Below are 25,878 nucleotides of genomic sequence, written 5' to 3' on the forward strand. Positions count from 1 at the left end.
CGCAGCCGCTCAGTTCGGGGCGATTGAACTTATCGCTCAGGAATATCGCGCCCGACTTCTTCGTCACGCCTCAGATGGGCGGGCAATTGCGGTTCGCGGGCGACGAGATCGGCAAAATGCGATTCAAAGGCCTGGCCGGCGAGCGCTGCGTCGAGACCGGCGAGCGCGGCGGAGATCAAACCGGCTTCCTCTTCTTCGAGCACGCGCATCGCCGTGCCGAGATGCACGAGCACATGCGCGCCCATAGGCTGCGCGCCGATCAGCAGCATGGAGACGCGTTCGGCGCGGCCGGCGCCTTCACAAACCGCCGACATGTCGTCGCCCTCGATCACGCGCATCGGAACGCCAAGGCACATGGGAATCCGTCCGTCCGATGCTTCAGTCGTCCGCGCGCAAAACCTCGCGGCTCGCATAGGCGACGCCGATGGCGCTGATCGCGACGATGGAAATCCAGCCGAAGGCGACCGCCAGCGCGAGAAGATGATCCGACTGGGTGGCGATATGCGCGAGGCTTTCAGCAAGCCCATACGGATGCGCGCCCGGATGCGCCTTCGCCGCGACAGGCGCGAGCGCCGCCGCGACGACGATCATTCGCAAGAAGATCATTTCAATTCCTCCATTCGCCGGCGGCGGCCGCGCCTTTATGGCCTTCGTAATTTGGATGATCGATGTCATGGCCAAGCAGCGCCTGTTCCGGCGACAGCGGCTCGGCGCGCGGGACGCAGTCGACTCCCCAACTCATGAGGAGATCGCGAGCCGTCTCGACGGCGACATCGATCGCGTCACGCACCGGATCAGTGAGCGGACCGCCCCAGTTTTCAAGATCGAGCGGCTGACAACCGACAAGCGCGAGGCGCGAAGGATAATCGCCAAGGAGATCAGCGGCGCTCAGCACCTCCTGAAAGCCGGTCTGATGCAGGCTCATCTTTTTCGAGCCGGTGAATTTCGGCACCTCGCCGTCGCACACGATTTTCAGCGTTCCAGGCGGAAGGCCGTAATCGATGGCGTCGAAAACCAGAAGGTCGTCCGCCTCGCGCACAAATTGCACGAGATAAAGCCCCTGGGTTCCGCCATCGAGCACGGTGACGTGATCCGGGAGAGCGTAGCGACGGTGAAACGCCTCCACCGCGCGCACGCCGAAGCCTTCATCTCCCCAGAGGATGTTGCCGATGCCGAGGACGAGAACGCGCCGGGCCACGGATCAGGCTCCATCCTTGAAATGACGCTCGCCCGAGATCATCGAGGAGATGATGCTCTGGCGCGACATGATGTCTTCGCGCACGGCCGCATAGATATGGATGATGATGAACGTGACGATCACATACATGCCGAGATGATGCCAGGTATGCACCTCCTGGCTGTTCGGCCAGATATAGAAGACCCAGCCGAAGAGCTTCGCCTCCCAGCTGTCGGCGCCTTCGCCTTCCGAATAGAGCGCGAAGCCGGTGACGATCATGAAGGCCGCCGTCAGCGTATACATGACGAACATCGCCGTCTGCGCCAAAGGATTATGGCCGACATATTTCATCGGCGCCTTCTCCAGAAAGGCATACCAGCGGATTTCATGCGCCAGCTCCTTCCAATAGGAGGCGCGCCAGATCGGCACGTAATAGATTTGCCGCGAATGTTCGTTACCGACGAAAACCCAATAGCCGCGCAACAAGAAGCCGACGGCCAAAATCTGGCCGGCGGTGAAATGGGCAAAGCGAATATAGCCCATCACGAAATGCTGCGACGCCTCGCCGGCGACAGTGGGCGGTGGAGAGCCGATCAGATAGCCGGTGACGATCAGGACGAGGATGGCGAGGGCGTTGACCCAATGCCAGAGCCGCACCGGCGCCTCATAGACATAGACGGTCGGCCGCGCGATGGCCCTTTCGCCGTGAGAGTCGGCGACGTCGATTCGCGAAATGTCGGTCATCAGCCTCTCCTTTAGCGCACCTTCACCGTCGCCATCTCTTGCCCGTCCTCGCTCATCACATGCGTCGAACAGGCCAGACAGGGGTCGAAGGAGTGGATCGTGCGCAGGATTTCGACGGGCTGCGAGGGATCGACCATCGGCGTATTCATCAGCGACGCCTCGAAGGCGCCGATGTTGCCCGCTGGATCGCGCGGCGAGCCGTTCCATGTCGTCGGCACGACGCATTGGTAATTGTCGATCTTGCCGTCCTTGATCTTGATCCAATGCGCCAGCGCGCCGCGCGGCGCCTCGGTGAAGCCGACGCCCTTCGTCTCCTTGGGCCAGCTTTTGGGCTCCCATTTCTCGACATTGGCGGTCGCAAGATCGCCGGCCTTGATATTGGCGATCAGCTTGTCGAAGAAGCGCCGCATCTGATAGCCGGCCCACTGCCCTTCGAGCGCGCGCGCCGCGGTGCGGCCAAGCGTCGAGAACAGCGCGGCGGTCGGCAGGTCGAGATCGTGCAGCACTTTCTCGACCGGCTCCTTGAACTCCGGCTTGCCTTGCGCATAGCCGATCACCCAGCGCGCCAGCGGGCCGACTTCCATCGCGTGGCCGCGCCAGCGCGGCGCCTTGATCCAGGAGTATTTGCCGCTCTCGTCGAGCTCGATGATATTGGTCTTCGTGCCCTTAGCGTTGGGTCCGAGTTCGTAATGCGGCTCGGTGACGCCGTCCCAGGGATGCAGCCCCTTGGTTTCGTCGCCGTATTTATACCAGGAGTGCGTCACGAACTCCTGAATCTCCTCCGGATCGCGATGATCGACGGGATGAATCTCGTCGAGCTTGCCATTGATGATCGCGCCGCGCGGCAACAGCAGATTCTTGTCCGTATAGTCATTGGCGCGCTCCGGCACATCGCCATAAGCAAGCACCGATTTGCCGGACAATCCGCCGCCATGGAGCCAGTCCTTATAGAAGGAACCGATGGCCATGATGTCGGGGATATAGACCTTGTCGTTGAATTCGATCAGTTGGTCGATGATGCCGTCGACGAGATTCAGGCGCTCCATATTGATCGCGCCGACCGCGCCGGTCCCGTCGATATTGATTGCGCAGGGAACGCCACCGACGAGCCAATTGGGGTGCGGATTCTTGCCGCCGAAAATCGTGTGGATTTTCACGATCTCCTTTTGGAAGTCGAGCGCCTCGAGATAATGCGCGACCGCCATCAGATTGGCTTCGGGCGGCAGCCGATAGGCCTTGCTGCCCCAATAGCCGTTCTTGAAGGGACCGAGCTGGCCGGACTCGACAAACTTTTTTAAGCGCGTTTGCAAGTCCTTGTAATAGCCGGGGGAGGACAGCGGCCAGCTCGAAATCGACTGCGCCAATGCGGAGGTCGCCTTGGGATCGGCGCTCAGCGCCGAAACCACATCGACCCAGTCGAGCGCATGAAGATGATAGAAATGCACGATGTGATCATGCACCTGCAGCGCGAGCTGCATGAGATTGCGGATCGAATTGGCGTTCTCGGGAATGGTGATGCCGAGCGCGTCTTCGACGGCGCGCACCGAGGTGAGCGCATGGGTGCCGGTGCAGACGCCACAAATCCGTTCAGTGAAAGCCCAGGCGTCGCGCGGGTCGCGGTTCTTGAGGATGACTTCGATCCCCCGCCACATCGTTCCGGTCGAGACGGCGTTGCGGATGACATTGTTGGAGTCGACATTCACCTCGACGCGCAGATGGCCTTCGATGCGCGTGACCGGATCGACGACGACGCGTTTGCCGCTATTGTCGAGCGTGAAGCCGTTGGGCGTGGCGACGCCGGCCGAGGCCGCCGCGGCGGCTGGAGCGGCGGTCGCCGCGTGAACTTGTGAAATGCGCTGCTGCGTCATGGCTGTTGTCCTGGAGGAGAGCGGCGTCAGGCCGAATGATCATTATTGGTGATCGTTGTTCTTCGAGACGACGCGCTTGACGGCGGTCGCCGCGGCATGCGCGACGACGGCGACGCCGACGACGCCCGCCGCAGCGAGGCCAATTTCGTCCGCGTTCTTCTCGACGCCGAACTGATGGATATTAGTCAGACGCTCATAGAAGGGGCCCTTGTCCCAGAACCCTTCTTCCGAACAGCCGATGCAGCCATGGCCCGACTGGATGGGGAAGGACACGCCGTTGTTCCAGCGCACCGTCGAACAGGCGTTATAGGTCGTCGGCCCCTTGCAGCCCATTTTGTAGAGGCAGTAGCCCTTGCGCGCGCTTTCGTCGTCCCATTGCTCGACGAACTGGCCGGCGTCGAAATGCGGACGGCGGTAGCATTTGTCGTGGATGCGTTGCGAGTAGAACATGCTCGGCCGGCCTTGCCGGTCGAGTTCGGGCAGTCTGCCGAAGGTCGTAATATAGGTGACGACGCCGGTCATGACTTCGGCGATCGGCGGACATCCCGGCACTTTGATGATCGGCTTGTCATGGATGACCTTGTCGATCGGCGTCGCCTGTGTGGGATTGGGCTTCGCCGCCTGCACGCATCCCCATGAGGCGCAGGCGCCCCAGGCGATGACCGCCATGGCGTCATCCGCCATCCATTTCAGTTTTTCGACGAAAGGCTTGCCGCCGTCGATGCAGAACATGCCGCCTTCGTTGAGCGGCGGATTGCCTTCGACGGCGAGGATATATTTGCCCTTATATTTCTGCTTCGTCTCTTCGAGAATCGCTTCGGCCTGATGGCCGGCGGCGGCCATGATCGTATCGTCGTAATCAAGCGAGATCATCGACAGGACGACGTCTTTCACCAGCGGATGCGCCGAGCGGATGAAGCTCTCCGAACAGCAGGTGCATTCGAGCCCATGCATCCAGATGACCGGTGTGCGCTCCTTGGTTTCGAGCGCGTTAGCGATCTTCGCGGCGCCGATCGGACCCATTCCAAGACTGGCGGCGGTCAGGCTGCAAAATTTCGTGAAGCTTCTGCGCGTCACCCCCTGGCGGCGGATGACGTCGTAAAAAGTCTCGATTACGGCCATTCCCGCTCCTCCTGACAGCGTTTCGTCCCTTCGTCGCGATCTTGCGTCGCGCGTTGTTTTCAAAGGTTGAGCAAGGTCCGGGCCAAGCGTCGCTGCTAATTGAAATTGATTTAATTCCAAGGTGCTAAGCGCGATCGACCGACGCCCCGACGGGAAGTTTCGCGCGATGGCGGCTAGTCGATTTTCAGTCGGCGGAAAGGCGCTTGCCAGCCTCGTCAATGCGCCGTGCAGACCATGCAGGGATCGAAGGAGCGGATCACATGCTGCACCGAAGCGGCGCGTGCGCCATGGCCTTCGAGCGGCGCGCCGACAAGCGCCTGTTCGACAGGACCGGCCGCGCCGGTAGCGTCGCGCGGCGAGAAATTCCATGTCGTCGGCGCAATGATCTGATAGGCGCGGATCTTTCCCTTCTGTGCGCCAAGCCAATGGCCGAGCGAACCGCGAGCGGCTTCGACCAGGCCGACGCCTTCGCCCTCCCCATCATGCGGCGTCGCAACGCAGAAAGGCTCGTTCAACGCCAGCGCCTTCGCCCAGCCTTCCGCCGCCTGCGCCACCATCGCAAGTTCGATGAGACGCGCGACGACGCGCGCAAAAACATTAGAGCCGCGCGAACGCTTAAGAAGAGCGCGCGCCAGCGGATGGCCATGGACGGCGAGCCGCGCGAGCGCGCCGACCTCCGCCGGGCGCCCATGGAGGCGCGGCGCCTTCGCGAAGGAGTAAGCTCCGGGCCTGGCGAGATAGGGCTCGCTGCGCGCGAGCGACGGTTCTCCCGGTCCATCGCGCATATAGGCGTGCGAGACATCCTCGCGGATCGCGGCGGCGTCGAGCGGCGACAGCGCGCCCGCGACAGGATCGAACAGGCCCGCGTTCAATAATGCGCCCGCGGCGCCGTGATAGGCGCCATAGCTCAGCAAAGGATTGGCGGCGCGGCCGAGATGTTCGAGATCGAGCGCGCGCGCGATGCGGCAAAAGGCGGCGAAATCGCCCTCGGCGCCCTCCCCTTCGCAAAAGCGCTCCAATTCGTCGGGCGTCTTGAGGCCGAGGGCGCGCTCAAGCGGCGCGGCGAAGACCGTCGACTCTAGGAATCGGCGAAAGTCGCGCGCGATCGCGACGAGTTGCGCCTTCTGTCCGAGGCCGATGGCGCTTGTCGTTCCGCCCGGCTGGAAAGCGAGGCTGTGCGGCCATTTGCCGGCGAGTATCCCCATGATTTCGAGAAGCCGCCGGCGCGCCTGAAGAACCTCATTCGCCGCTCCGCCCTCGATCGCCTTAAAGCGGCGCTTCGCCGCCTCGTGCCAACTTCGCCCCGCATATTGGGCGCGCGCGAAATCCGGCATGAAGAAAATATAAAAATGCGTCAGATGGTCGGCCATATTCTCGGCGGCATGCGCGAGATTGGCCGCGCCGACCCCATTCGGCGCGGGGGCGACGCCATAGAGCGCGCGCAACGCCGCCGCCGCCGCCATGGATTGCGAGACCGAGCAAATGCCGCAGATTCGAGGCGCGATGGCGAGCGCATCCGCCATCGGACGGCCGACGAGGATTTGTTCGAACCCCCGATAGAGTGGCGTCGTCACGCGCGCCGAAGCGACGGCGTCGTCCGCGATGTCGAGCGCGACTTCGAGATCGCCCTCGACGCGATTGAACGGGCCGACAAGAAGACGGGTCATTCCTTCGGCTTTCTCGCGCCGCGCGGCGGGACGACGACATGATCGGCGGTGGCGTTCTTTCGCACGCGCTGCGGGGTCGCCGATTTCGACAAAGCGGCGAGCGCCATGAACCACGCTTTCGGCATGTCGAGCGGCAGGCCGATCGGCACGCCGCCAATTTTCGGCGTGCGGTGATAGTCGCGAATATCCTCGAAGCCGGGCGAGGTGCAGGCGATGCAGGCGAAACCGCCTTTGGTGCAAGAGCCGGCGCCGTTCCAACCGCGCTGATTGCAATCGCCAGCCGCCTGCGTCGCCTTGCAGCCGAGATGCTCCATCAGGCAGCCGCGCTGCGACAAAGTCTCCGCGCTCGCCTTGAATTCATAGAACTCATTGCGGCTGCAGCCGTGATGCGCGAGATGATCGACATAGAATTTGGGTCGCCCCAACGCATCGAGATCGTCCGCCGTCAGGACGCCCAGCGCCAGCGCCGCGAGCGTCTCCATGATCCAGCCAGGATGCGGCGCGCAGCCGGCGACATTAATCACGGGCAGGCCGCGCCGCGAGCGATAATCGGCGCCAAGCGCGCCGCCCGGCGCCTGTTTGCGATATTGCAGCCCCACGGCGTCCGTAGGATCGGGATCAGCGGCAGGAATGCCGCCAAAGGTCGCGCAGGAGCCGATGGCGACGCAATAATCCGCCTTGGCGGCGAGAGAACGCGCCCAGTCGAGCATGGCGCGCTCCGTGCCAGCGAGACGATTGAAGAAACCCGTGCCGTCCGGTCCGCAAAGAATCGCGCCTTCGATGCAAAGCGCGTGGAGCGGCGTTTCGCCCTTTTCGACGCGCTCCAGAACGATGCGCGCTTCCGTTCCGGTCTCTTCGCTCACGCTTGGATGCCAGAGGAGGTTGACGCCGAGCGTTCCAAGTTCGTGAAACAAGCCGCCCGAACTATGTTCGAGCATGGACATGGTGCAGCCGCCGCAACTTCCGGCCTGAAGCCACAATATGTTGAAGGCGCCCGCGCTCATCCGCCTTCGTCCGCCCTTAGCTGCGGCGGCGCGCCGTTCATTGGCAGCTGCACCGTGAAAATCGCGCCGCCGTCCGGCCGATTGGCCGCGACGATGGAGCCGCCATGTTCCTTGACGATCGAATAGCTGATCCAAAGGCCAAGGCCCGTCCCCTCCCCAACCACCTTTGTGGTGAAAAAAGGCTCGAACACTTTGTCGAGCACGACATCCGACAAGCCGCGCCCATTGTCCTCCACGACGATTTCCGCGCGCGCGCGCGTTTTGCGGATCGCGACGCGGATGCGCGGCGTCGCGACGTCCTTCGTCGCATCGAAGGCGTTGTCGATGAGATTGACGAGCACTTGGTGAATCTGCCCCTCATGCGCCTCGACGACGACGCCCGCATCGCAATCGAAGCAGATTTCCGCCCGCGTCTTCTTGCTGCGCGTCGCCCAATTCGCGGCGGTGCGCGCGATGCGCTCAAGATCGACGCGCTGCGTTTCCGCCGGCCGGCTGAAGGAAAGCCGCCGCAAATTCCGTACAATATCGCTGATGCGAACGGCGCCGTCCATCATGCCTTCGATGAGCGACGGCAAATCGGCAAGAATGGCGTCGATTTTGTAGCGGCGCCTCAACTCGTCTTCCCGCCCGCGCGCATTGGACTTTGCGAGAAATTCGGTAAGCGCCCCGCGATATTTGTCGAGCGTGTGGATATTGCCGTAAATGAAGCTGATGGGATTGTTGAGCTCATGCGCGACGCCGGCGACGAGACGCCCGAGGCTCGCCATCTTTTCCTGCTCGACGAGCTTGCGCTGCGCCTGCTGCAGTTCGAGATGGGCGCGGTGCAGCGCCTCATAAGCGCGTTTCAACTCGCCGATTGGACGGCCGGTAAGCACGGCGCCGACCCGCCGCCCCGTATGATCGAAACGCGCCGAACAATTGATCGCCATGAGATCGGAGGCGCGATCCGCCGCGAGAAAACGCAACTCGCATTCGGTGACCGTGCCGGCGACGCCTTCCGCGATCTTCTGCAACGCGCTCGCGCGGTCCTCCTCGATCAGGAAATCCGCCAGACTCGCGCCGAGCAGATTGTCTTCGCCCAATCCGGTGATGCGCTGAAAGGCGGGATTGACCTGAAGGATGCGGCCCTTCTCGTCGCATACGACAAGGATATCGGAAACCGAAGCGATAACGCTCGAAATGAACTGCTGCGCTTCCTCAAGCTCGGCGTTCTTGATTTCGAGGTCCGACTCATAGCGAATAAGATCGGAATAAACTTCGTCGACCTTGTGAATGACCTCGAGCCACATATTCTCCGTGTGCGCGTCGTCGGGCAGACCGGCGCTCTCCGAGAGGAGATCGATCATATTGCTGGGACGAGAAATTTTACTCGTCGTCATCGCGCAGATCCCGCTCGACGCCATAGCGTTCGATCTTGTTGCGCAATCCGACGCGGGACAGGCCAAGCTCCTCCGACGCGCGGCTGATATTGCCATCGAAACGTCGCAGCGCGTCCTCGATCATTTCGCGTTCGAGCGCCTCGACGCGGGTCTTGAGCATACGGGCCGCGCTAGCGTAACCATTGGCCGGTCGCGGAGCGAGAATGCGCGGCGACAACAAGCTTGCCGGCAGCAACCTGTCATTTTCGGAGAGCGTCATCATACGCTGAATTTCATTGTGCAATTCGCGCACATTTCCCGGCCAGTCATAGCTTGCAAGCCGCGCCAACGTCTCAGGCGCGAAGCCTTTCACCCCACGTTTGAAGCTGCGGTTAACGTCAGCGAGAATGCGCATGGCGATCAGCTCGATGTCCTGCGGACGTTCGCAGAGCGGCGGCAGATGAATCGGAAAGGCGGCGACGCGATAATAGAGATCGCGCCGGAACCGTCCCGCTGCAACCTCGTCTTCAAGACTTCGGTTGGTCGCCGCGATCAGACGCACATTGACTTTGCGCTGTCGCTGCGCGCCGAGCGGGCGTATCTCACCGTCTTGCAGCACCCGCAGGAGGCGCACCTGAAAAGCGGCCGAGGTTTCGCCAATTTCGTCGAGAAAAATCGAGCCGCCGTCGGCGAGTTCGAAGAGGCCGACGCGATCCTGATAGGCGCCGGTATAAGCGCCCTTCTTGCAGCCGAAGAGTTCGCTCTCCAGCAGCTCGTCCGGCAGCGCGCCGCAATTCTGCACGACGAAAGGCTTGTCGGCGCGGTCGGAGCCATAGTGGATCGCGCGCGCCAGAAGCTCTTTGCCGGTTCCGGACGCGCCGGTGATCAGCACCGAAATGTCATATTCGACCGCCTTGCGCGCCAGTGCGACGACCGGCGCAACGGGACTTTCCGGGTGGTGAATGATGCGGCCAAATTCAAAGAGCCGCTGCTCTTTGCGGCGGCGCGTCGCGATCTGCTCGTTGAGCACTTTTGCTGCGGGTTTGGTGTCGAGACCTGCGCCGACCTCCTTTTGATAGCGATAGAGCTGCGCCGCGTCGCGCACGCTGGCGATCAGCTTCTCCGGCTCCCACGGCTTGGTGATATATTGATAGATGCCCGCTTCATTGACGCCGGCGATGATGTCTTCAGACTCGGTATAGCCGGAGATGATGATGCGAATCGGATCAGGCCAGGAAATGCGCGCGCGCTTGAGGAAGTCGACGCCGCTTTCGCCCGCCATTCGGTGATCGCAGAGGATGACCTGCACGAGTTCGCCGTCAAGGACGCTTTCCGCCTCCTTCGCTTTCGAGACGCAGATCACGTCGAATTCGTCGGACAGGACCCGTTGCAGCGCCTCGCGCGAGCGAAGCTCGTCGTCGATCACCAGCACGGTCGAAGAAGCAGTCATCGCGTCATCCGGTCCGCGGCTCCCGCGGCTTAACATATACGGGGCAGCTGTTCTCCCGACAGCCAGTCGACGATACGCCCGCCGCCAAAGCGCGTCGTCATCTCGACGAAATTGCGCTCGTCTTCGACGACATATCCGATCAGCGCCGCGTCACGTCCGAGTGGATGGGCGCGCATCGCGTCGAGTAGCGTATCTGCGGACTCGGGCGCGCAAATCGCCATCAGCTTTCCCTCATTGGCGACATAGAGCGGATCGAGGCCCAGGAATTCGCAGGCGGCGGCGACTTGCGGCTTCACCGGGACTGATTCCTCGGCGATGGTAAAGCCTACGTTCGATTGGTGCGCGATTTCGTTGAGCGCTGCTGCCAGGCCGCCGCGCGTTGGATCGCGCATCACGCGCAGGGCGTCGCCCGCTGCAGCGATCATAGCGGCGGTGAGGCCGTGCAGCGCCGCTGAATCGGAAAGAATCTCGACGCCGAATTCGAGATTTTCGCGACGCGACATGATGGCGACGCCATGATCGCCCATCGAGCCCGAAACAAGAACGGCGTCGCCCGGACGCGCTTTGTCGCTCGACAGTGACAGGCCATCCGGCAAGACGCCGACGCCGGCGGTCGAGATGAAGACGCCATCCGCCTTGCCGCGCTCGACAACCTTGGTGTCGCCCGTGACGATCGGCACGCCGGCGGCGCGCGACGCCTCGCCCATGCTTTGGGCGATGCGCTGCAAGTCAGCGAAAGCGAATCCTTCCTCGATGATGAAGCTCGCGGAAAGATATTTCGGCGTCGCGCCAGCCATGGCGATGTCATTGATCGTGCCATGAACGGACAATGAGCCGATGTCGCCGCCAGGGAAAAACAGCGGCGAAACGACATAGCCGTCGGTCGTCATCACCAGCCGGCCAGCCAGCGCGTCGAGCGACGCCTGATCGTCGTTGCGGCGTAGCCAGTCATTATCGAAGGCGTCGTGAAAAATATCGGCGATGAGCTGCGCCATGGCGCGCCCGCCAGAGCCATGCGAAAGATCGACGCGGCCGTTGCGCATGTCGAGTTTGCGCCGAATCGGTTTCATGACGAGATTCATGACGCCGCCCGTTCGACGCGCGCGCGGCTGCGGTCGCGAAACCGCCCATAGGCGTAATGCGCCGCGCAGGAGCCTTCCGACGACACCATACAGGACCCCATGGGCGTCTCCGGCGTGCAGAGCGAGCCGAAGAGTTTGCAGTCCGTCGGCTTCTTCGCGCCGCGAAGCATCGCGCCGCATTCGCAAGCCGGATTGTCGGCGGCGGCGACGGTGTGAATGTCGAAACGCCTTTCCGCGTCGAAATCGGCGAAAGCGTCGGCGAGGCGAAGCGCGCTATGCGGCACGACGCCAAGCCCACGCCACTCGAAGCTCTCGCGCAAGTCGAAGACCTCCGCCATTTCCTCTTGTGCTTTGGCGTTGCCGTCGCGCGTCACGGCGCGCACATATTGGTTTTCGATCGCGCAGCGGCCGTCATTGATCTGGCGGATCAGCATCAGGATCGATTGCATCACGTCGAGCGGTTCGAAGCCTGAGATGACGACGGGCTTCCTATAGTCGCGCGCGACGAATTCATAGGGCTGCGCCCCGATCACCGTGCTGACATGAGCGGGACCGACGATCCCGTCGAGCAGCGTCGCCTCTTCGCCCTCCCCCGCCAATATGGCGCGCATGGCGATGGGCGTCAGCACATGATTGCAGAAAACGGAGAAATTACCCAGTCCCTTCGCCTTCGCCTGTTTGATCGCGAGCGCCGTCGGAGGCGTGGTGGTCTCGAAACCGATGGCGAGGAAAACCACTTCGCGGTCGGGCTCCGCCTCGGAGATGCGCAGCGCGTCGAGAGTCGAATAGACCATGCGGATATCGGCGCCCGCCGCGCGCGCTTTCAGCAGGCTCGCCCCGCGAGACGCCGGCACGCGCATCAGATCGGCGTAAGTGCACAGCGTCACGCGCGGATCGGAGGCGAGCATGATGGCGTCGTCGATCCGCCCTACCGGCAGGACGCAGACCGGGCATCCGGGACCGTGGATCATCGCCACATTTCTCGGCAGCATGTCTTCGACGCCATAGCGCGAAATGGCATGCGTGTGCCCACCGCAAAATTCCATGAAACGGTATGTTCTGCCGGGATCGACTTCGGCGGCGATCGTCGCGGCGACGCCCTTCGCAAGTTCAGGATCGCGATATTCATCAACATATTTCATGACGGCGTCTCCATCGCCGCGGCTTCGCGCAACAGCGCCAGGGTGCGCTCGGCCTCCTCGGCGTCGATCTTCGATAGCGCATAGCCGACGTGCACGACGACGAAGTCGCCGACCTCGACGTCCTCCACAAGCGCGATGCTGATCGCCTTCGACACGCCGCCCATGTCGATGCGGGCCATGCCGTCCTCGAGAAGTTCCGTCACCTGCGCGGGGATTGCTAGACACATGGTACGAAATCCTGCGAATTGCCAGATTGCGCGAGAGCGCGGGCCATCGCCGCTTGGCCAAGCGAAAGGCCACCGTCGCTCGGCGGGAGCTTTCGCGCGAGCAGCGGCCGCAAGCCGAGGCCTTGCAGACGCTCTGTCAGCCCTTCGGCGAGAATCCGGTTCAACATGCAGCCGCCGCCGAGCGCGACACGATCGAGTCCCTGTGCGGTCGCCGCCCGCACGACCAATTGTGAAAGCCCCTCGATGAGCGCGCCGTGAAACAGCTCCGCGCCTTCGCGCGAGCTCAGCCGCCCTTCGGCAAGCACGCCGAGAAGCGGCGAGAAATCGAGTTCTCCGTCGAGATGGCGGAAAGCTACTTCCATCGCGCGCGGCGTGACGACGAGCGCCTCCATCTCCATCGCCGCCTGCGCTTCATAATGCTGGCGCGTCGAGAGTCCGAGAAGCGCCGCGGCGGCGTCGAAAAGCCGGCCCATGCTGCTCGTCACAGGCGGCGCATATCCCTGCCCGATGAGCCGCGCCGTCTCGATCGCACGCGGCTCAAGCGCGAAAAGCCGCTCCGACGCGTCGAAGCGGCCAAGCTTTGCGAGCGCGCCGACGCCCATCCGCCAGGGCTCGCGCGCGGCGCGGTCGCCGCCCGGCGCCGGCAGCGGCGCAAGACCGCCAAGCCGGCGCCATGAGGCGCTGTCAAGACGCATCAATTCGCCGCCCCAGGACTGCCCCGCGTCGCCAAGTCCATGCCCGTCGAGCGCAAGACCAAGCGCCGATCCTTCGACGCGATGTTCGGCGAGAATGGCGGCGAGATGCGCCGCATGGTGCTGAACGCGCATTAGCGGGAGGCCCTGCTCCTCGGCCCAGCGCGTCGAATAATAGTCGGGATGGAGATCGCAGGCGACAAACTCCGGCTTGACGTCGAGAAGTTCGATGAGCCGCTGCGCGGTCTCCCGATAGAAGCGCGCCGTCGCGGCGTTTGAGAGATCGCCGACATGTTGCGAGACGAAAGCCTCGCGCCCGCGCGTCACGGTGATCGTCGCCTTGAGATGCGCGCCGGCGGCGATAACGCTGGGGCCGTCCGCCGCTAGTTCGATCGGCTCGGGCGTGAAGCCACGCGCACGACGCAGAAAGGCTGGCGCGCCGGCGACGACGCTCATCACCGAATCGTCAAGCCGAGTCACGATCTCGCGGTCATGCGTCACGATCAGATCGGCGATAGCGGCGAGGCGCGCCTGCGCCTCGTCATTGTCCTTTACCAGCGCATCGCCGCCGAGATTGGCGCTCGTCGCGACGAGGACCAATTCCTGCGGCGCGGCGAGCCAAGATTTCGTCGTGGGCGCGCCTGCCGCTGCATGGAAAATGAGATGGTGCAGCGGCGCATAGGGCAGCATGACGCCGAGACGATTCAAGCGCGGCGCGACGGCTTCGGCGAGGACGCCCCTGCTCTGCATCAGCACGATGGGCCGCGCCACGCCTTGGAGCAAATCGAGTTCTTGGTCGGTGGCGCGCGCGATCGATGCGACGGAGGAGACGTTAGCCGCCATGACCGCGAAGGGTTTCGCGTCCCGCGCCTTGCGGCGGCGCAATTTCTCCACCGCCGCACGGTTACGGGCGTCGCAAATCAAATGAAAGCCGCCCACGCCCTTCGTCGCGACGATCTTGCCGGCCCGCAGCGCCATTACGATATCCGCCGGCGAAGCGGAAAGCTTTGGTCCGCATTGCGGACAGCAGATGGGCTCGGCGTGGAAGCGCCGGTTCGCCGGTTCGCGATAGTCGCGCGCGCAGTCTCGGCACATCGCGAAAGGCGCCATCGAAGTCTGCGCCCGGTCATAAGGGAGCCGCCGCGTCAGCGTATAGCGCGGGCCGCAATGCGTACACGTGACAAAAGGATAGAGATGAAAGCGGCTGGCCGGATCGAAAAGCTCATCGAGACAGTCGTCGCAAACCGCCGCGTCGGGAATGATGCGCGTCTCGCTTGCGCCACTAACCGAGTCGAGAATGACGAAGCTTGAAGATTCACGCGAAGGAAGTTCCTCGACTTCGATCGCCTCGACGCGCGCAAGCGGCGGCGGACGGCGTGACAGCGCATCGAGGAAGGCGTTAACGCGCTCGCCCTGCACCTCGAGCAGCACTCCAGCGGCGTCATTCTTGACGAAGCCGTCGAGCCGCAGGCGTGTTGCAAGATCATGGACGAACGGGCGGAAGCCGACGCCCTGCACGGCGCCGCGCACGCGCACCCGCAGGCGCTGTGGCGCTGTCTGGGCGGCGTCCGCATAAGCCATTCGCTTTACTCCGCGACCGCCAGGCGCGCGGCGCGCGCTTCGGTCCAAGCGTAGAAGGCCTGCATACCTTCTCCCGTGCGGGCCGAAACCACCAGCGTCTGCAGGTCGGGATTGACGGTGAGCGCGGCCGCGATACAGGCGCCGACGTCAAAATCGAGATGCGGCAGAAGATCGGCCTTGTTGAGCAGCATCAGGTCGGCGGCGGCGAACATGTCGGGATATTTGAGCGGCTTGTCTTCGCCTTCCGTCACCGACAGCACTACGACCTTATGCGCTTCGCCGAGATCGAAGGCGGACGGACAGACGAGGTTGCCGACATTCTCGATGAAGAGCAGCGCGTTCTTTTCCGGCGCGAGCGTGTCGATCGCATGGCCGACCATATGCGCGTCGAGGTGGCAGCCCTTGCCGGTATTGATCTGCAAGGCGCGCGCGCCACTCGCGCGGATGCGTTCGGCGTCGTTCGAGGTCTGCTGATCGCCCTCGATCACCACGATCTCGCGTCGCGCCTGCAAATCCTCGATCGCGCGCACGAGCAAGGTGGTCTTGCCCGAGCCGGGGCTGGAGACGAAATTCAGTGCGAAATTGCCGTTCGCCGCGAGACGATGACGGTTCTCGCGCGCATAGGCGTCATTCTTCGACAGAATGTCGCGCTCGATCCTGACGATGCGCTCCTGGCTCAGACCGGGCGCATGAACACCGGCAAGCCCAGCGCCATAATGGATCGAGTCGACGCCATGGTCGTCATGATGATGATGATGATCGTGGTCGTGGTCGTGGTCGTGGTCGTGATGATGATCGTGATCATCATGTTCATGATGGTGATCGTGATGATGGTCACGACCAGCATGCGCGTGTGCATGGGTATGCCCGCCGCGCTCTTGAGCCTTTTCTGGATTCTCGATGGCGCTCGTTCCACATCCACAGACCGTGCACATCAGGCGACCTCCAGTTCGACGAGGCGAAAATCGTCGCCGCGGGTCATTTGAACGCGATGGCGACCGCATTCCGGACAAGCGCCGAACCGCTCGGTCAATGCGACTTCCTTGCCGCAATCGAGACACCAGCCGGCGCCAGGAACATCGATCAGATCCAACGCTGCGCCTTCGCAGATGGAGCCGCGAACCACGGCGTCGAAGCAGAATCGCAAGGCGTGCGGATCGACATTGCTCAGCGCGCCGACGGCGACGCGCAGCACCGACACGCTTTGCGCTTCAGCCTTGGAGGCTTCCTCCTCGGCGAGGTTGACCAGCGCTTCCATCAGCGACATTTCATGCATGCTGCGCCTCCCGAAGGTTGATGTCGCAGGATGCGCAGGGATCGAACAGCGCCGCAAGCGTTGCGACAAACCGCCGCGGATCGGCGACGTTGAGCTTCGCCGCCGCAAGCGCCTGAGCGAAGGGGCCGGCGGGATGGAAATTCCACTCCGTCGGCGCGAGAATCTCATACGTCTTCACGGTGCCTGAAGCGTCGAGTTCGACGCGATGAAACAGATAGCCGCGCGGTGAATCCACCATGGCGAAGCCCTCGCCGGGCCGGCTCGAACGCGTGACGACGAGCGCTTCCTCGCCCGGCACGGGCTCCTTGCTCGCCAAGGCGTCCAAGGCGTCAGCGATGTCAAAAAGGCGCGCCTGAAGCCTGGCGGCCAACAATCCGACGTTGCGGCGCAGGAAGGTAAAACGCCGCGCGAAAGCGCCTGTCTCGACAATGCGTCCCGGCAGATGCGGGGCGCTCAGGAAATCCGCGTTTCGCTCGCGCAGTGCGCCATGTATTGCCTCTGCGTCGCCAAGCGCAAGAAAGCCGTCGCCGTTTCGCAAAGGCGCGAGTTGCGAATATTGGGTCGCATCGCGCCACATTTCTGCGAACCACCCTTGCGAGCGCCGATCCGCGTCGAGCGGCGCGCCGATGTCGGCGGCCGCCGCTTTCAACGTGGCGTGAAGAGACGCGTCGTCTTCCCTGTCGGCTGCGTTGGAGACCGCCAACGCCTGGCGCAAGGCCGGCAGATGCACAAGGCGTCGCGGGTCATTTTTCTCGCCGGGCCAATCAAGCAGGCTCGCGCGCAAATGCTCCGCGACGCGCTCGGCATAGAGCCTGCGCCTCCAGCGCCAACGCAAGGCGTCTGGCGTGGATTGCGATAGCGCCGCCGCCGCGGCGGCTTCGCTAGCGATGCGCTGCGCTGCGGCGCAAAGGGTGAAGACCGAGCCGACCACACGCGGCGCTTCATTCGCCGCTTTCCGATGAAGCAGCCGCGTGGCGTCGACTCGTTGTCGCGGCATGATCTTCGCCTCTCCCACCCTATCAGCGATACGCGTCACCTCGACACCGATGCTCGTCGACATCTTTCCTGGATCGCTCATGGCGCGACATTCGCCGCGCCGCGCCTCGCGCCAAAAATAAGCGAGCGCCGATCCAAACCGGCAGGACTTCGACCTGCGGCTTCTCGGCGATCCGCCGAAACGGGGTTAAACAATTCGTCGAGCGCGGCGACGGCGACAGCGCGCGCGGCGGCGGGATCGGCAAAGTCGTTCATCGGAGAAAAGAGCGAGCAAGAGTCGACGCGGCCGAAGCCATCAAGTCGTCCGACGATGAAGCTTACCCGCCCGGCGGGCAGCGGCCAATGCGCGGTCTCGCCGAGAGGTCTCAGCGGAAGCTCCTCGGCGCCTGCGGCGCAGACCGCAAGATTCATGAACCAGGGCGTGAGAATGACGCCGAGCGCATGATCGCCATAGGGCCGGAAACCGATTGCCTCTATGTCCAGTAGTGGATTGCAGATCGGCAGATCGCGCATCGCATCATAGACGCGCCGGTAGTGATCGGCGAGCCGCGCGCCGGCGAGGACCGCCGCCGCTTCGCGCGCCGGCTCAGTCGTCGCGCTCATCGGCGAGCCTCATGAATTTCGCTTGCGGCGCGTCGCAATTGGGACAGCGCCAGTCCGCCGGCAATGCGCTGAAGGATACGCCCGGCGGAATCTGCCAGACTTCATCGCCAACCGCGGGATCGTAGACATGCCAACACACGCCACATTCCATTTTGGCGCTGGCGACGGCGTCGCGAGGCGCGTCGAAATTCTCGAAGCTCATTGGAAATAGGCCTCGTGAATTTCACGGAGCCGCTCGCTTGAATCGCGGAAATCCTCGGTCGCCGCCAAAGCGACGACGGGCACGCCGCCAATTTCGAGCGTGTCGAGAATGATCTCGTCCATGGCGTTGAAATATTGCACCGACCAGACATGGCGCGTCGCCGTCGCGTGGATGCGGCATTTGCCATAGCCGCGCGACAGGAGGCCGACAGGACCATCGCCGAGCGACGCCTGCAGAAAGCCCATGTCCGCCGCCGTCATCGGAAACAGCGAGAAATTGACGATGTGAGACTTGTCTCCCGGCGCGAAGGCGGCGACTCGCGCGCGAATTTCCGCCAGCAGCGGCATGACGTTCATTGCGCCTTCGGGCGCTTCGCCGAAGGAAACGTCGCGCGCATTGACGATCGCCGCGCGCCTCACGACCTCGGGAATGGCGCCGATTTCGAGATAATCGCCGACAAGCCGATCTTGCGCGTCGCAAAAGCGCACACGCCACAGGCCCGCCATCCTCGATTCCGAAATCTGCGCCGTGACGCCGTCGGGCAGCGCGACGACGCCGCTCACCTCGCCCGCGCCGAGCGCCTGGTCGAGGAGTTCGCGTTCATCGGCGGCGTGATCGGTAATGTCGAAGAGGCGGCCCGGCGCTCCGGCGTTCTGGCCCGCGAGCGCATCGGCGAGTTCGAGAAGCAGATCGCCAACGCCGGCGCAACGGCGAATGAGGTCTTCCGTGGACTTATGCGCGAGCTGGCCGAGACCCAGTCTTGCGCCGGCGGCAAGCCCGTCGTCGAGGCCAATCGGCATGATCGTCATTGCCTCTTCGGCGCCTTCGGGCGCCATCCAAAATCCTGCTTTCAAGCGTCAGGCTCCGCGGCTGAAAACGATCTCGACCTGCGGCCTTTTCGGGCCGGAAATCACGGGCGCTTCGAGATCGAGGAAGCTTTCGATCTTTGCGATGTAGTCGGCCCAGTCCCAGATTTTCGGAAGGACGCCAACCGGTTCGCGCCCGCGCATGACGACGAGGCTCGGCGACACATAGGCGTGGAGCCGCGCGCGCAATCTTTCTTCGGCTTCCGGCGCGATCAACGCGCCGCGCAGGCGACCGGAAAAATGCGCGAGCAGCTCCGGCAGCACGACGGCGACATCGCCGGACTCGGGCCGGTTGGCGCCATCGCCGGACAGGAACAGGAGAACCTGGACGCGCTCTTTGGAGGCGTTGTCGAGAAAATCGTCGAGAGTGATGTCGTCGACGATCGGCAGTCGCGCCAGTTCGATCAGGCGCCGCAGCAAGGGCGACATAGGCGACTCCTCCCCATTGTTTTTTGGAGAAATTGCAATGATGGCGCCAAGGCCCGACCGGCTGCGCACGCAGTTCATACTATTGAAATAACGCACTTTTCTTGGACCAAGATATTGTGCGCCGCTTCTAAATTGGAATCTTTCTTTCTTTATGTGATAAGAAGATTTCCGAAATTAGCGCGATTCCATCGGAATAATGCGAACAGCGTTCAAGCTGCTTCGGCTAGCGTCGTTCCCGACAGGGGAGCGCCAAAAGGCGCTTGGGCGCGAATCGTCGCGATCCGATGTTTACCCGGCTCGCGCCTTTGATCGAATGATCGACGCGAGTTTCGATATTCCCGGGACTGATAGGCCTGCGACAATCGATTCGAACCAATCGACGCGAGCGCATGTTCCAAATCTCCTGAAAAACTCTCGCGGCGCGATATCGCCCTCGCTCGTCGCTTCTGGGTCGTCAATTCCTCTGGATGCTTGGCCTGAAGTCATAGGCGAACTTGCCTGCGCCGCTGCGATGCTCGATCTCCTTGTTCACCCATGCCTGGGCGCCGAGCTTTCCGCCGAAATCATGCCACGAACGCGGCAAACGAAGCAGGACGGCTTGACCAGACATCATCGCCAGTGAGACAAAATCGATCGGCCAGCGCGCTTCGTCGACCGGGCGTTTCCATTGGTTTATGGTGGGCGACATCATTGCAGGAATCATGCGCGGAATGATCCCGTTACAGCCGAGCGGCTTCGTTGGACTTCGCGGTCTTCACGGCCCAGTGCATGAGCCGCTCCGGTGACGGCGGGATAGATTCGGGCGTCCCGTGCTGGCGAAATCGGCGGATCGCCTTGCGATGAAAGGCGTCCAAGGGACTGGCGTGGAGGAAAAGAATGGGGCTGCCGTCGCACCTTCGAAGTCTCGAGTCCGAAGGGGTCTATATTTTGCGGGAGGTCGTCGCGGAATTCAAAAATCCGGTCATGCTTTATTCGATCGGCAAGGATTCGAGCGTCATGCTTCATCTGGCGATGAAGGCGTTTTATCCAGCCAAACCGCCATTTCCGCTGCTTCACGTCGATACGACCTGGAAATTTCGCGAAATGATCGCCTTCCGGGACGAAACCGCGGCGCGCCTCGGCTTGGATTTGATCGTGCACATCAACGAAGACGGGTTAGCGCGCGGCGTTTCGCCTTTCACCTATGGCTCATCGGCCTACACACAGGTGATGAAGACGGAAGGACTGCGTCAGGCGCTCGACAAATATAAGTTTGATGCGGCCTTCGGCGGCGCGCGGCGAGATGAGGAGAGATCGCGCGCCAAGGAGCGCATTTTTTCACACCGCACCATTGCGCATGCCTGGGATCCAAAAAATCAGCGGCCGGAGCTGTGGCGCGCTTTCAACACACGGATCAGACCCGGCGAGTCGATGCGCGTTTTTCCGCTGTCCAATTGGACCGAGCGAGACGTATGGGACTACATTGCGGCGGAAAACATCCCCGTCGTGCCGCTCTATTTTGCCCGCAATCGGCCGGTCGTGCAGCGAGACGGCGCGCTTATCATGGTCGATGACGCGCGCTTGCCGTTACATGCCGGCGAGGTCGCCGAGATGCGATGCGTGCGCTTTCGAACGCTCGGCTGCTATCCGCTCTCTGGCGCGATCGAGTCGGAGGCCGACACGCTCGACGCGATCATTGAAGAGATGCGCCTCTCATCGACGTCGGAGCGACAGGGCCGACTGATCGACTTTGACGAAGCGGCTTCCATGGAAAGGAAAAAACGCGAGGGCTATTTCTGATGTCCGCCATAAATCGAGACGCGTCGGTCGAAATCAAAAAGGTGCGCCCAACTCTGCGCTTCCTTACTTGCGGTTCCGTCGACGACGGAAAGTCGACGCTGGTCGGGCGCCTGCTCTATGAACGCAAACTGATCTTCGACGATCAATTGGCGACGCTGGAGAAGGATTCCAAGAAGCACGGCGCGGTCGGCGAGGAAATCGATTTCGCGCTACTCGTTGACGGACTTGAGGCGGAGCGCGAGCAAGGCATCACCATTGACGTCGCCTATCGCTATTTTTCGACGGAGGCGCGCGCCTTTATCGTCGCCGACTCGCCAGGCCACGAGCAATATACCCGCAACATGGCGACCGGCGCCTCAAACGCCGACCTCGCCATTCTGCTGGTCGACGCGCGGAAAGGGCTTCTGACGCAAACGCGTCGCCACGCCACCATTGCGTCACTGCTCGGCATCCGCCATGTCGTGTTGGCGATCAACAAAATGGATCTGATGGACTACAGTCAGGCCACATTCGATCAGATCGTGGCGGATTTCACTCATGCCGCGTCAGAACTGCATTTCGCCTCCATCGCCGCGATTCCGATTTCGGCGCGCTACGGCGACAATGTCATTTCGCTATCCGACAAAATGCCATGGTATTCGGGACCGCATCTCCTCGCCTATCTCGAAACGGTCGACGTCGAAAACGCGGTCGCCGATCAGGCGATGCGCTTCCCCGTACAATGGGTCAATCGTCTGCAGCAGGATTTTCGCGGTTATGCGGGAATGCTCGTTTCCGGTCGTGTGACTGTAGGCGATGAAATCGTCGTCGCCGCTTCCGGCCGCACGTCGCGGGTTGAGCGCATTGTCGCGATGGACGGCGATTTGACAAGCGCCGCAGCGTTCGATTCGGTCATGCTGACGCTCGCCGATGAAATCGACATTTCGCGGGGCGATGTCCTCTGCCATCCCAAACAACGTCCCGACGTGGCCGATCAATTCGCGGCGCACATCATTTGGATGAGCGACGAGAAGCTGCTGCCGGGACGCTCATACTTCATGAAGATCAATGGCCGATCCCTCACGGGCAGCGTAACCGAGATCAAATACAAGCTCGACGTGGACAATAACGCGCATATCGCGACCAAGACATTGAGCCTCAACGAAATCGGATTTTGCAATATCGCGCTCGGCTCGTCGATTGCGGTGGAGTCTTACGACGCCAATCGCACAATGGGCGGATTCATTCTGATTGATCGATTCACCAATACGACGGCCGGCGCGGGCTTGATCGCCTTTCCGCTGCGCCGCGCAAAAAACATTCATTTGCAGGCGCAGCTGGTCTCAAAGGGGGCGCGGTCCCATATCAAACATCAACGGCCCGCTGTTCTGTGGTTCACCGGCCTCTCCGGCGCCGGCAAATCGACGATCGCAAATATTGTCGAAAAGAAATTGTTGGAGCGTCATGCGCACACCGCCATGCTCGACGGCGACAATATCCGCCATGGCCTGAACAAGGATTTGGGGTTCACCGACGTCGATCGCGTCGAGAATATCCGACGTATCGGCGAGGTTGCGAAATTGATGGTCGACGCCGGGCTCATCGTGCTTTGCGCGTTCATTTCGCCCTTCCGAGCCGAGCGTCAAATGGCCCGCTCGCTCGTCGAGGAGGGCGAATTTATCGAAATTTTCCTCGATACGCCGCTTGAGATCTGTATCTCGCGTGACCCCAAGGGCCTTTATAAGAAGGCGTTCGCAGGCGAGATCAAGAATTTCACCGGCGTCGATCAGACGTATGAACTTCCTACGTCGCCAGAGCTGCATATCCGCTTCATGAATGAGAAGCCAGAAGAGATTGCGGATAGGATCATCGAGGAGCTCAAGACGCGAAACGTCATCCATGTTTGATTCAGCTTCAGCGTGAACCGACGCCGTCGCTAATCCCCATTTACATTCATCTGGCTTTGCGGGCGCGCTGGCGAATTCTCGAGATGTTTTCCGTTCCGGAAACGCACCGACACTTGGTCGCTCGCCGCCAGCGGCGAGGGAAACGGCAAGAAAAAACCCGACCGCTCGGGAATATTGAACTGCGTCAACTCCGGGCGGTGAAGATCACACTCGACTTGACCGACCTTGCGCTGGTTGACGAAAATTTCGAGAGTGGCTGGTCGGTCATTTTCGATCGCCCACCCTAAAATATGGGATTGCATGCATACGTCCACGAAGCCGTCGCGTCCCGTGTTTGCCTCGATCATCTTGGGATGCGTCGGAGAATTCTTAAGATGAGTTCCGTCCTGGAACCGGACTGAAACTTCATCGGCCGCAGTCAATGGCGAAGGAAACGCAAAGAAAAAGCCTGATTCCGCGGGAATGTTATATTTTGTCAACTCCGGACGGGGTAATTCGCATTTGACCCGCGCCACCTTGCAATCGTTGACGAAAATATCCAACGACGCCGGATCGCCCCATTCCATCGCCCGGCCCACGACATGATATTGCGTCGTCAGGTCTACAAAACCCTGCTGCATCACCCTTTGCGACTGCGTATGGCCTTGCGCGCGGCGCTCACGTATCAGCGTCCTAAACGGGCGCTCGGACAGGATCCGATAAAGTTCGGAATCAAATCGGCGGCGCTGCGCAACTTTTTCCCAGTCGATCAGCCGATAGAATTCGTTATTTTCGTCCATTAGTGAGCGATTGGTCACATTTTCTCGCGCAACCGCAACGGGCTCAAGCCGGAGTCATTTGAAAAATTGCGTCGCATGGCTGTCGAGCTTTTCCGTCAGTCCAATGAAACCGAAGTCATTCGTAATATTCTGAAGGGCCATCTCCAAAATGGAATCGGACATCGATCCATGAAGAACGTTGCCGGCGCCCGAAATCATGCGCGTTTGCAGATTGTCGAATTCGTCGCCAAGGCCTTCGTTGACGATGACATGCAGCGGCGCCGCCTCTCCATTGACCTCCAACGCGTCGATGTTGTTGGTGCGGTAATGCCAATAATGCGATCTGACCCTCGCCAACGGCTCTCGCAAGAACGTATAATATTTGGCAGGCCGTCGGAGAAACTGATCGAGACCGAAGAAAAAATGCCCGATGAGGAGTTCGAAGGCCTGACACTGGTGTTCCGGCAGCGTATTGAGTTCATCCCAGTCGAGCCCGATCGCAGTGCCCGGATAGAACAGGCAGACGGAACTCCGGGGCAAACGCGCCGTAAGGGCTGTCTTCAGCGCCGTTCCGGCGGTCTTCTGGAGATGAAGAAAAGCCGCGCAATGCTTGCGCCTTCGACGCGGCGGCGGCGCGGCGATCTCGATATCGCCGCCGGTGAGCGTCTTGCCGTAACGATCGGCAATGCGTGCGCGGACAGGGGTATCGCAAAGCCGATTTTTTCATTCCGGTCGAACTTCTGGGCGATATCCTGGCGAAAAACGATCGCCTTGAACTCAAGGTTTTGACCCCGGTGCGCCGTGACGCCCAGAGCGTGCGAACATTCCCTGCCGCGCCGATCGCTCTCGTTCTCACGGCCAGGGACCTTTTTCGGACTCATAGACTGCATTGGCGCGAGCGATCTCGATTTCGCGGGTCGTTGGCGACCATCCGCCGCCAAGCGCCTGATAGAGGCTGGTCACCGCGCGCACACGCGCCAGACGGGCCAGCGCAAGGCGATCCTGGGCCTGGAAAAGCGAGGTTTCGGTCGTGGCGAGAGTCACCATGTCGATCGTTCCCTCGCGCAGCCTCGCCGCCGCCGTTTCATAGGTGCGCCGCCACGCCGCCGCGGCGCTCGACTGCAACTTTACCTGTCGAGCGGTCTCTCGCACCGCGACTAAAGCGTTCTCCACATCGTAGAGCGCATTTAGGATCTGCTTTCGATAGAGAGTCGCAAGCTCCTCGTATCTTCCCTTTTGCAAATCATACTGTCCTTGCAAACTATAGCCATCGACCAGCGGCTGCGCCATTTTGGACGCAAACTGCCAGGCGATCGCCTCGGGTTGCAGCAGATTCTTTAGAAGCGCGCTTTGCACGCCATAGAGGCCGGTGAGCGTAATCGACGGGAAAAAAGACGCGCGGGCCTGCAGCACCGAGAATTCCTGCGACGCGAGCCTGGCTTCGGCTTCGGCGACGTCCGGCCGACGCAGCAGCACCTCGGAAGGCAGTCCGGGCGCCACCGGCGGAATGGCGATTGACACCAGCGAACCGCCTTCCAGATCGAGCGCGTCCGGCGTGCGGCCGAGGAGCACGGCGAGCAGATTCTCGGTTTGACGCAAATTTTGTTCTAACGGCGGAATAGCGGCGCGCTGATCCGCAAGCACCGCCTCCTGCTGCTGGAGGTCCAGCCCCGACGCCGTCCCGACATCGAATCTCAACTTTACCGTCTCGTATACGTCATTCGCAATCCTGACATTGCCTCGCGCGATACGAAGACGGTCCTGGGCCGCCAGCACCTGAAAATATGAGTTCAACACTGCGGCGACTGTGGCGATTTCCACGACGTCGCGCTGAAACCGGCTGGCGTTGGCCAGAAGTCGCGCGGCGCTGGAGGCGTCCTGCCGACGAGATCGTCACACTGAATTATGGTCGGATTGAACGCACCGCCTCTGAGCGCTCGCTTCGGTCCCGTTATGCGGCGGAATTATC

The 25,878-nt window shown here is 61.9% G+C and carries 26 protein-coding genes and 1 pseudogene; 3 read left to right on the forward strand and 24 right to left on the reverse strand.

Going from position 1 to position 25,878, the window contains the following annotated elements:
- Positions 1 to 29: 29 nt before the first annotated feature.
- The 22 genes from U1E20_RS08905 to U1E20_RS09010 all read right to left on the reverse strand — a co-directional run bounded on the left by U1E20_RS08905 (position 30) and on the right by U1E20_RS09010 (position 20,177).
- Positions 30 to 356 (reverse strand): HypC/HybG/HupF family hydrogenase formation chaperone, encoded by a 327-nt coding sequence (locus tag U1E20_RS08905; RefSeq protein ID WP_409980237.1) that lies wholly within the window; start codon positions 354 to 356, stop codon positions 30 to 32.
- 22 nt (positions 357 to 378) lie between these two features.
- The gene (locus U1E20_RS08910; protein WP_409980238.1) at positions 379 to 606 is read right to left on the reverse strand and encodes a hypothetical protein; all 228 of its coding nucleotides are present in this window, start codon (positions 604 to 606) and stop codon (positions 379 to 381) included.
- A gap of 1 nt (position 607) precedes the next feature.
- Positions 608 to 1,198, reverse strand: a complete 591-nt coding sequence (locus tag U1E20_RS08915; protein WP_409980239.1) for a HyaD/HybD family hydrogenase maturation endopeptidase — start codon at positions 1,196 to 1,198, stop codon at positions 608 to 610.
- Positions 1,199 to 1,201: 3 nt separating this feature from the next.
- Complete coding sequence (gene cybH / locus U1E20_RS08920) at positions 1,202 to 1,921, reverse strand: Ni/Fe-hydrogenase, b-type cytochrome subunit (protein WP_409980240.1); 720 nt, start codon at positions 1,919 to 1,921, stop codon at positions 1,202 to 1,204.
- Positions 1,922 to 1,932: 11 nt separating this feature from the next.
- Positions 1,933 to 3,789: a nickel-dependent hydrogenase large subunit gene (locus U1E20_RS08925; RefSeq protein ID WP_409980241.1), complete on the reverse strand. Its 1,857-nt coding sequence runs from the start codon at positions 3,787 to 3,789 to the stop codon at positions 1,933 to 1,935.
- Positions 3,790 to 3,831: 42 nt separating this feature from the next.
- A complete protein-coding gene (locus U1E20_RS08930) occupies positions 3,832 to 4,911 on the reverse strand; it encodes a hydrogenase small subunit (RefSeq protein WP_409980242.1) in 1,080 nt (359 codons plus the stop codon).
- A gap of 215 nt (positions 4,912 to 5,126) precedes the next feature.
- Entirely contained in the window at positions 5,127 to 6,578 is a 1,452-nt protein-coding gene (locus U1E20_RS08935; RefSeq protein ID WP_409980243.1) for a nickel-dependent hydrogenase large subunit, read from the reverse strand.
- Positions 6,575 to 7,582 carry a HupU protein gene (locus U1E20_RS08940; protein WP_409980244.1) on the reverse strand — a complete coding sequence of 336 codons (1,008 nt, stop codon included), beginning with the start codon at positions 7,580 to 7,582 and terminating at the stop codon, positions 6,575 to 6,577. The genes U1E20_RS08935 and U1E20_RS08940 overlap by 4 nt, the downstream gene beginning before the upstream one ends.
- Positions 7,579 to 8,961, reverse strand: coding sequence for a sensor histidine kinase (locus U1E20_RS08945; protein ID WP_409980245.1), 1,383 nt, complete (start codon positions 8,959 to 8,961; stop codon positions 7,579 to 7,581). The genes U1E20_RS08940 and U1E20_RS08945 overlap by 4 nt, the downstream gene beginning before the upstream one ends.
- Positions 8,948 to 10,390, reverse strand: coding sequence for a sigma-54-dependent transcriptional regulator (locus U1E20_RS08950; protein WP_409980246.1), 1,443 nt, complete (start codon positions 10,388 to 10,390; stop codon positions 8,948 to 8,950). The genes U1E20_RS08945 and U1E20_RS08950 overlap by 14 nt, the downstream gene beginning before the upstream one ends.
- A 29-nt stretch (positions 10,391 to 10,419) precedes the next feature.
- Positions 10,420 to 11,460, reverse strand: coding sequence for a hydrogenase expression/formation protein HypE (hypE, locus tag U1E20_RS08955; protein ID WP_409980247.1), 1,041 nt, complete (start codon positions 11,458 to 11,460; stop codon positions 10,420 to 10,422).
- Positions 11,461 to 11,468: 8 nt separating this feature from the next.
- Positions 11,469 to 12,614 (reverse strand): hydrogenase formation protein HypD, encoded by a 1,146-nt coding sequence (gene hypD / locus U1E20_RS08960; protein ID WP_409980248.1) that lies wholly within the window; start codon positions 12,612 to 12,614, stop codon positions 11,469 to 11,471.
- Complete coding sequence (locus U1E20_RS08965) at positions 12,611 to 12,841, reverse strand: HypC/HybG/HupF family hydrogenase formation chaperone (RefSeq protein WP_409980249.1); 231 nt, start codon at positions 12,839 to 12,841, stop codon at positions 12,611 to 12,613. The genes hypD and U1E20_RS08965 overlap by 4 nt, the downstream gene beginning before the upstream one ends.
- Positions 12,832 to 15,114, reverse strand: coding sequence for a carbamoyltransferase HypF (hypF, locus tag U1E20_RS08970; RefSeq protein WP_409980250.1), 2,283 nt, complete (start codon positions 15,112 to 15,114; stop codon positions 12,832 to 12,834). The genes U1E20_RS08965 and hypF overlap by 10 nt, the downstream gene beginning before the upstream one ends.
- A gap of 5 nt (positions 15,115 to 15,119) precedes the next feature.
- Positions 15,120 to 16,049: a hydrogenase nickel incorporation protein HypB gene (gene hypB / locus U1E20_RS08975; RefSeq protein WP_409980251.1), complete on the reverse strand. Its 930-nt coding sequence runs from the start codon at positions 16,047 to 16,049 to the stop codon at positions 15,120 to 15,122.
- Positions 16,049 to 16,390: a hydrogenase maturation nickel metallochaperone HypA gene (gene hypA / locus U1E20_RS08980; RefSeq protein WP_409980252.1), complete on the reverse strand. Its 342-nt coding sequence runs from the start codon at positions 16,388 to 16,390 to the stop codon at positions 16,049 to 16,051. Before hypA ends, hypB begins: the two co-directional genes overlap by 1 nt.
- Entirely contained in the window at positions 16,383 to 17,387 is a 1,005-nt protein-coding gene (locus U1E20_RS08985; protein WP_409980253.1) for a nickel-dependent hydrogenase large subunit, read from the reverse strand. The genes hypA and U1E20_RS08985 overlap by 8 nt, the downstream gene beginning before the upstream one ends.
- A 77-nt stretch (positions 17,388 to 17,464) precedes the next feature.
- On the reverse strand, positions 17,465 to 17,989 hold the full coding sequence (gene hybE, locus U1E20_RS08990) for a [NiFe]-hydrogenase assembly chaperone HybE (protein ID WP_409980254.1): 525 nt from the start codon (positions 17,987 to 17,989) through the stop codon (positions 17,465 to 17,467).
- On the reverse strand, positions 17,973 to 18,191 hold the full coding sequence (locus U1E20_RS08995) for a rubredoxin (protein WP_409980255.1): 219 nt from the start codon (positions 18,189 to 18,191) through the stop codon (positions 17,973 to 17,975). Before U1E20_RS08995 ends, hybE begins: the two co-directional genes overlap by 17 nt.
- Positions 18,188 to 19,045, reverse strand: a complete 858-nt coding sequence (locus U1E20_RS09000) for a hydrogenase expression/formation C-terminal domain-containing protein (protein ID WP_409980256.1) — start codon at positions 19,043 to 19,045, stop codon at positions 18,188 to 18,190. Before U1E20_RS09000 ends, U1E20_RS08995 begins: the two co-directional genes overlap by 4 nt.
- 3 nt (positions 19,046 to 19,048) lie before the next feature.
- Entirely contained in the window at positions 19,049 to 19,486 is a 438-nt protein-coding gene (locus tag U1E20_RS09005; RefSeq protein ID WP_409980257.1) for a hydrogenase accessory protein, read from the reverse strand.
- Positions 19,487 to 19,940: 454 nt separating this feature from the next.
- Entirely contained in the window at positions 19,941 to 20,177 is a 237-nt protein-coding gene (locus tag U1E20_RS09010) for a hypothetical protein (protein WP_409980258.1), read from the reverse strand.
- 185 nt (positions 20,178 to 20,362) lie between these two features.
- On the opposite strand from U1E20_RS09010, the gene cysD reads away from it, so the two are divergent.
- Both cysD and cysN read left to right on the forward strand, forming a co-directional pair.
- Positions 20,363 to 21,265, forward strand: coding sequence for a sulfate adenylyltransferase subunit CysD (gene cysD, locus U1E20_RS09015; RefSeq protein WP_409980259.1), 903 nt, complete (start codon positions 20,363 to 20,365; stop codon positions 21,263 to 21,265).
- Positions 21,265 to 23,151, forward strand: coding sequence for a sulfate adenylyltransferase subunit CysN (gene cysN / locus U1E20_RS09020; RefSeq protein WP_409980260.1), 1,887 nt, complete (start codon positions 21,265 to 21,267; stop codon positions 23,149 to 23,151). Before cysD ends, cysN begins: the two co-directional genes overlap by 1 nt.
- 29 nt (positions 23,152 to 23,180) lie before the next feature.
- On the opposite strand, the gene U1E20_RS09025 is transcribed toward cysN, so the two are convergent.
- Positions 23,181 to 23,948 (reverse strand): hypothetical protein, encoded by a 768-nt coding sequence (locus U1E20_RS09025; protein WP_409980261.1) that lies wholly within the window; start codon positions 23,946 to 23,948, stop codon positions 23,181 to 23,183.
- Positions 23,949 to 24,005: 57 nt separating this feature from the next.
- Here U1E20_RS09025 and U1E20_RS09030 point away from each other — a divergent pair, with 57 nt between their 5' ends.
- Entirely contained in the window at positions 24,006 to 24,698 is a 693-nt protein-coding gene (locus U1E20_RS09030; protein ID WP_409980262.1) for a hypothetical protein, read from the forward strand.
- A 63-nt stretch (positions 24,699 to 24,761) separates the two neighbouring features.
- Here U1E20_RS09030 and U1E20_RS09035 read toward each other — a convergent pair.
- Positions 24,762 to 25,784, reverse strand: a pseudogene (locus U1E20_RS09035) (TolC family protein); the annotation flags it as partial.
- Positions 25,785 to 25,878: the final 94 nt, after the last annotated feature.

This window comes from Methylocystis sp. (genome assembly GCF_046349115.1).
Taxonomy (GTDB): Bacteria; Pseudomonadota; Alphaproteobacteria; order Rhizobiales; family Beijerinckiaceae; genus Methylocystis.

Excerpts from the sequence above, each read along its gene's own strand:
- U1E20_RS08905 (WP_409980237.1), bottom strand. The coding sequence starts at position 356 with ATGTGCCTTGGCGTTCCGATGCGCGTGATCGAGGGCGACGACATGTCG.
- U1E20_RS08910 (WP_409980238.1), bottom strand. The coding sequence starts at position 606 with ATGATCTTCTTGCGAATGATCGTCGTCGCGGCGGCGCTCGCGCCTGTC.
- cybH (WP_409980240.1), bottom strand. The coding sequence starts at position 1,921 with ATGACCGACATTTCGCGAATCGACGTCGCCGACTCTCACGGCGAAAGG.
- U1E20_RS08925 (WP_409980241.1), bottom strand. The coding sequence starts at position 3,789 with ATGACGCAGCAGCGCATTTCACAAGTTCACGCGGCGACCGCCGCTCCA.
- U1E20_RS08930 (WP_409980242.1), bottom strand. The coding sequence starts at position 4,911 with ATGGCCGTAATCGAGACTTTTTACGACGTCATCCGCCGCCAGGGGGTG.
- U1E20_RS08935 (WP_409980243.1), bottom strand. The coding sequence starts at position 6,578 with ATGACCCGTCTTCTTGTCGGCCCGTTCAATCGCGTCGAGGGCGATCTC.
- U1E20_RS08940 (WP_409980244.1), bottom strand. The coding sequence starts at position 7,582 with ATGAGCGCGGGCGCCTTCAACATATTGTGGCTTCAGGCCGGAAGTTGC.
- U1E20_RS08945 (WP_409980245.1), bottom strand. The coding sequence starts at position 8,961 with ATGACGACGAGTAAAATTTCTCGTCCCAGCAATATGATCGATCTCCTC.
- U1E20_RS08950 (WP_409980246.1), bottom strand. The coding sequence starts at position 10,390 with ATGACTGCTTCTTCGACCGTGCTGGTGATCGACGACGAGCTTCGCTCG.
- hypE (WP_409980247.1), bottom strand. The coding sequence starts at position 11,460 with ATGAAACCGATTCGGCGCAAACTCGACATGCGCAACGGCCGCGTCGAT.
- hypD (WP_409980248.1), bottom strand. The coding sequence starts at position 12,614 with ATGAAATATGTTGATGAATATCGCGATCCTGAACTTGCGAAGGGCGTC.
- U1E20_RS08965 (WP_409980249.1), bottom strand. The coding sequence starts at position 12,841 with ATGTGTCTAGCAATCCCCGCGCAGGTGACGGAACTTCTCGAGGACGGC.
- hypF (WP_409980250.1), bottom strand. The coding sequence starts at position 15,114 with ATGGCTTATGCGGACGCCGCCCAGACAGCGCCACAGCGCCTGCGGGTG.
- hypB (WP_409980251.1), bottom strand. The coding sequence starts at position 16,049 with ATGTGCACGGTCTGTGGATGTGGAACGAGCGCCATCGAGAATCCAGAA.
- hypA (WP_409980252.1), bottom strand. The coding sequence starts at position 16,390 with ATGCATGAAATGTCGCTGATGGAAGCGCTGGTCAACCTCGCCGAGGAG.
- U1E20_RS08985 (WP_409980253.1), bottom strand. The coding sequence starts at position 17,387 with ATGCCGCGACAACGAGTCGACGCCACGCGGCTGCTTCATCGGAAAGCG.
- hybE (WP_409980254.1), bottom strand. The coding sequence starts at position 17,989 with ATGAGCGCGACGACTGAGCCGGCGCGCGAAGCGGCGGCGGTCCTCGCC.
- U1E20_RS08995 (WP_409980255.1), bottom strand. The coding sequence starts at position 18,191 with ATGAGCTTCGAGAATTTCGACGCGCCTCGCGACGCCGTCGCCAGCGCC.
- U1E20_RS09005 (WP_409980257.1), bottom strand. The coding sequence starts at position 19,486 with ATGTCGCCCTTGCTGCGGCGCCTGATCGAACTGGCGCGACTGCCGATC.
- U1E20_RS09010 (WP_409980258.1), bottom strand. The coding sequence starts at position 20,177 with ATGATGTCGCCCACCATAAACCAATGGAAACGCCCGGTCGACGAAGCG.
- cysD (WP_409980259.1), top strand. The coding sequence starts at position 20,363 with ATGGGGCTGCCGTCGCACCTTCGAAGTCTCGAGTCCGAAGGGGTCTAT.
- cysN (WP_409980260.1), top strand. The coding sequence starts at position 21,265 with ATGTCCGCCATAAATCGAGACGCGTCGGTCGAAATCAAAAAGGTGCGC.
- U1E20_RS09030 (WP_409980262.1), top strand. The coding sequence starts at position 24,006 with ATGGCTGTCGAGCTTTTCCGTCAGTCCAATGAAACCGAAGTCATTCGT.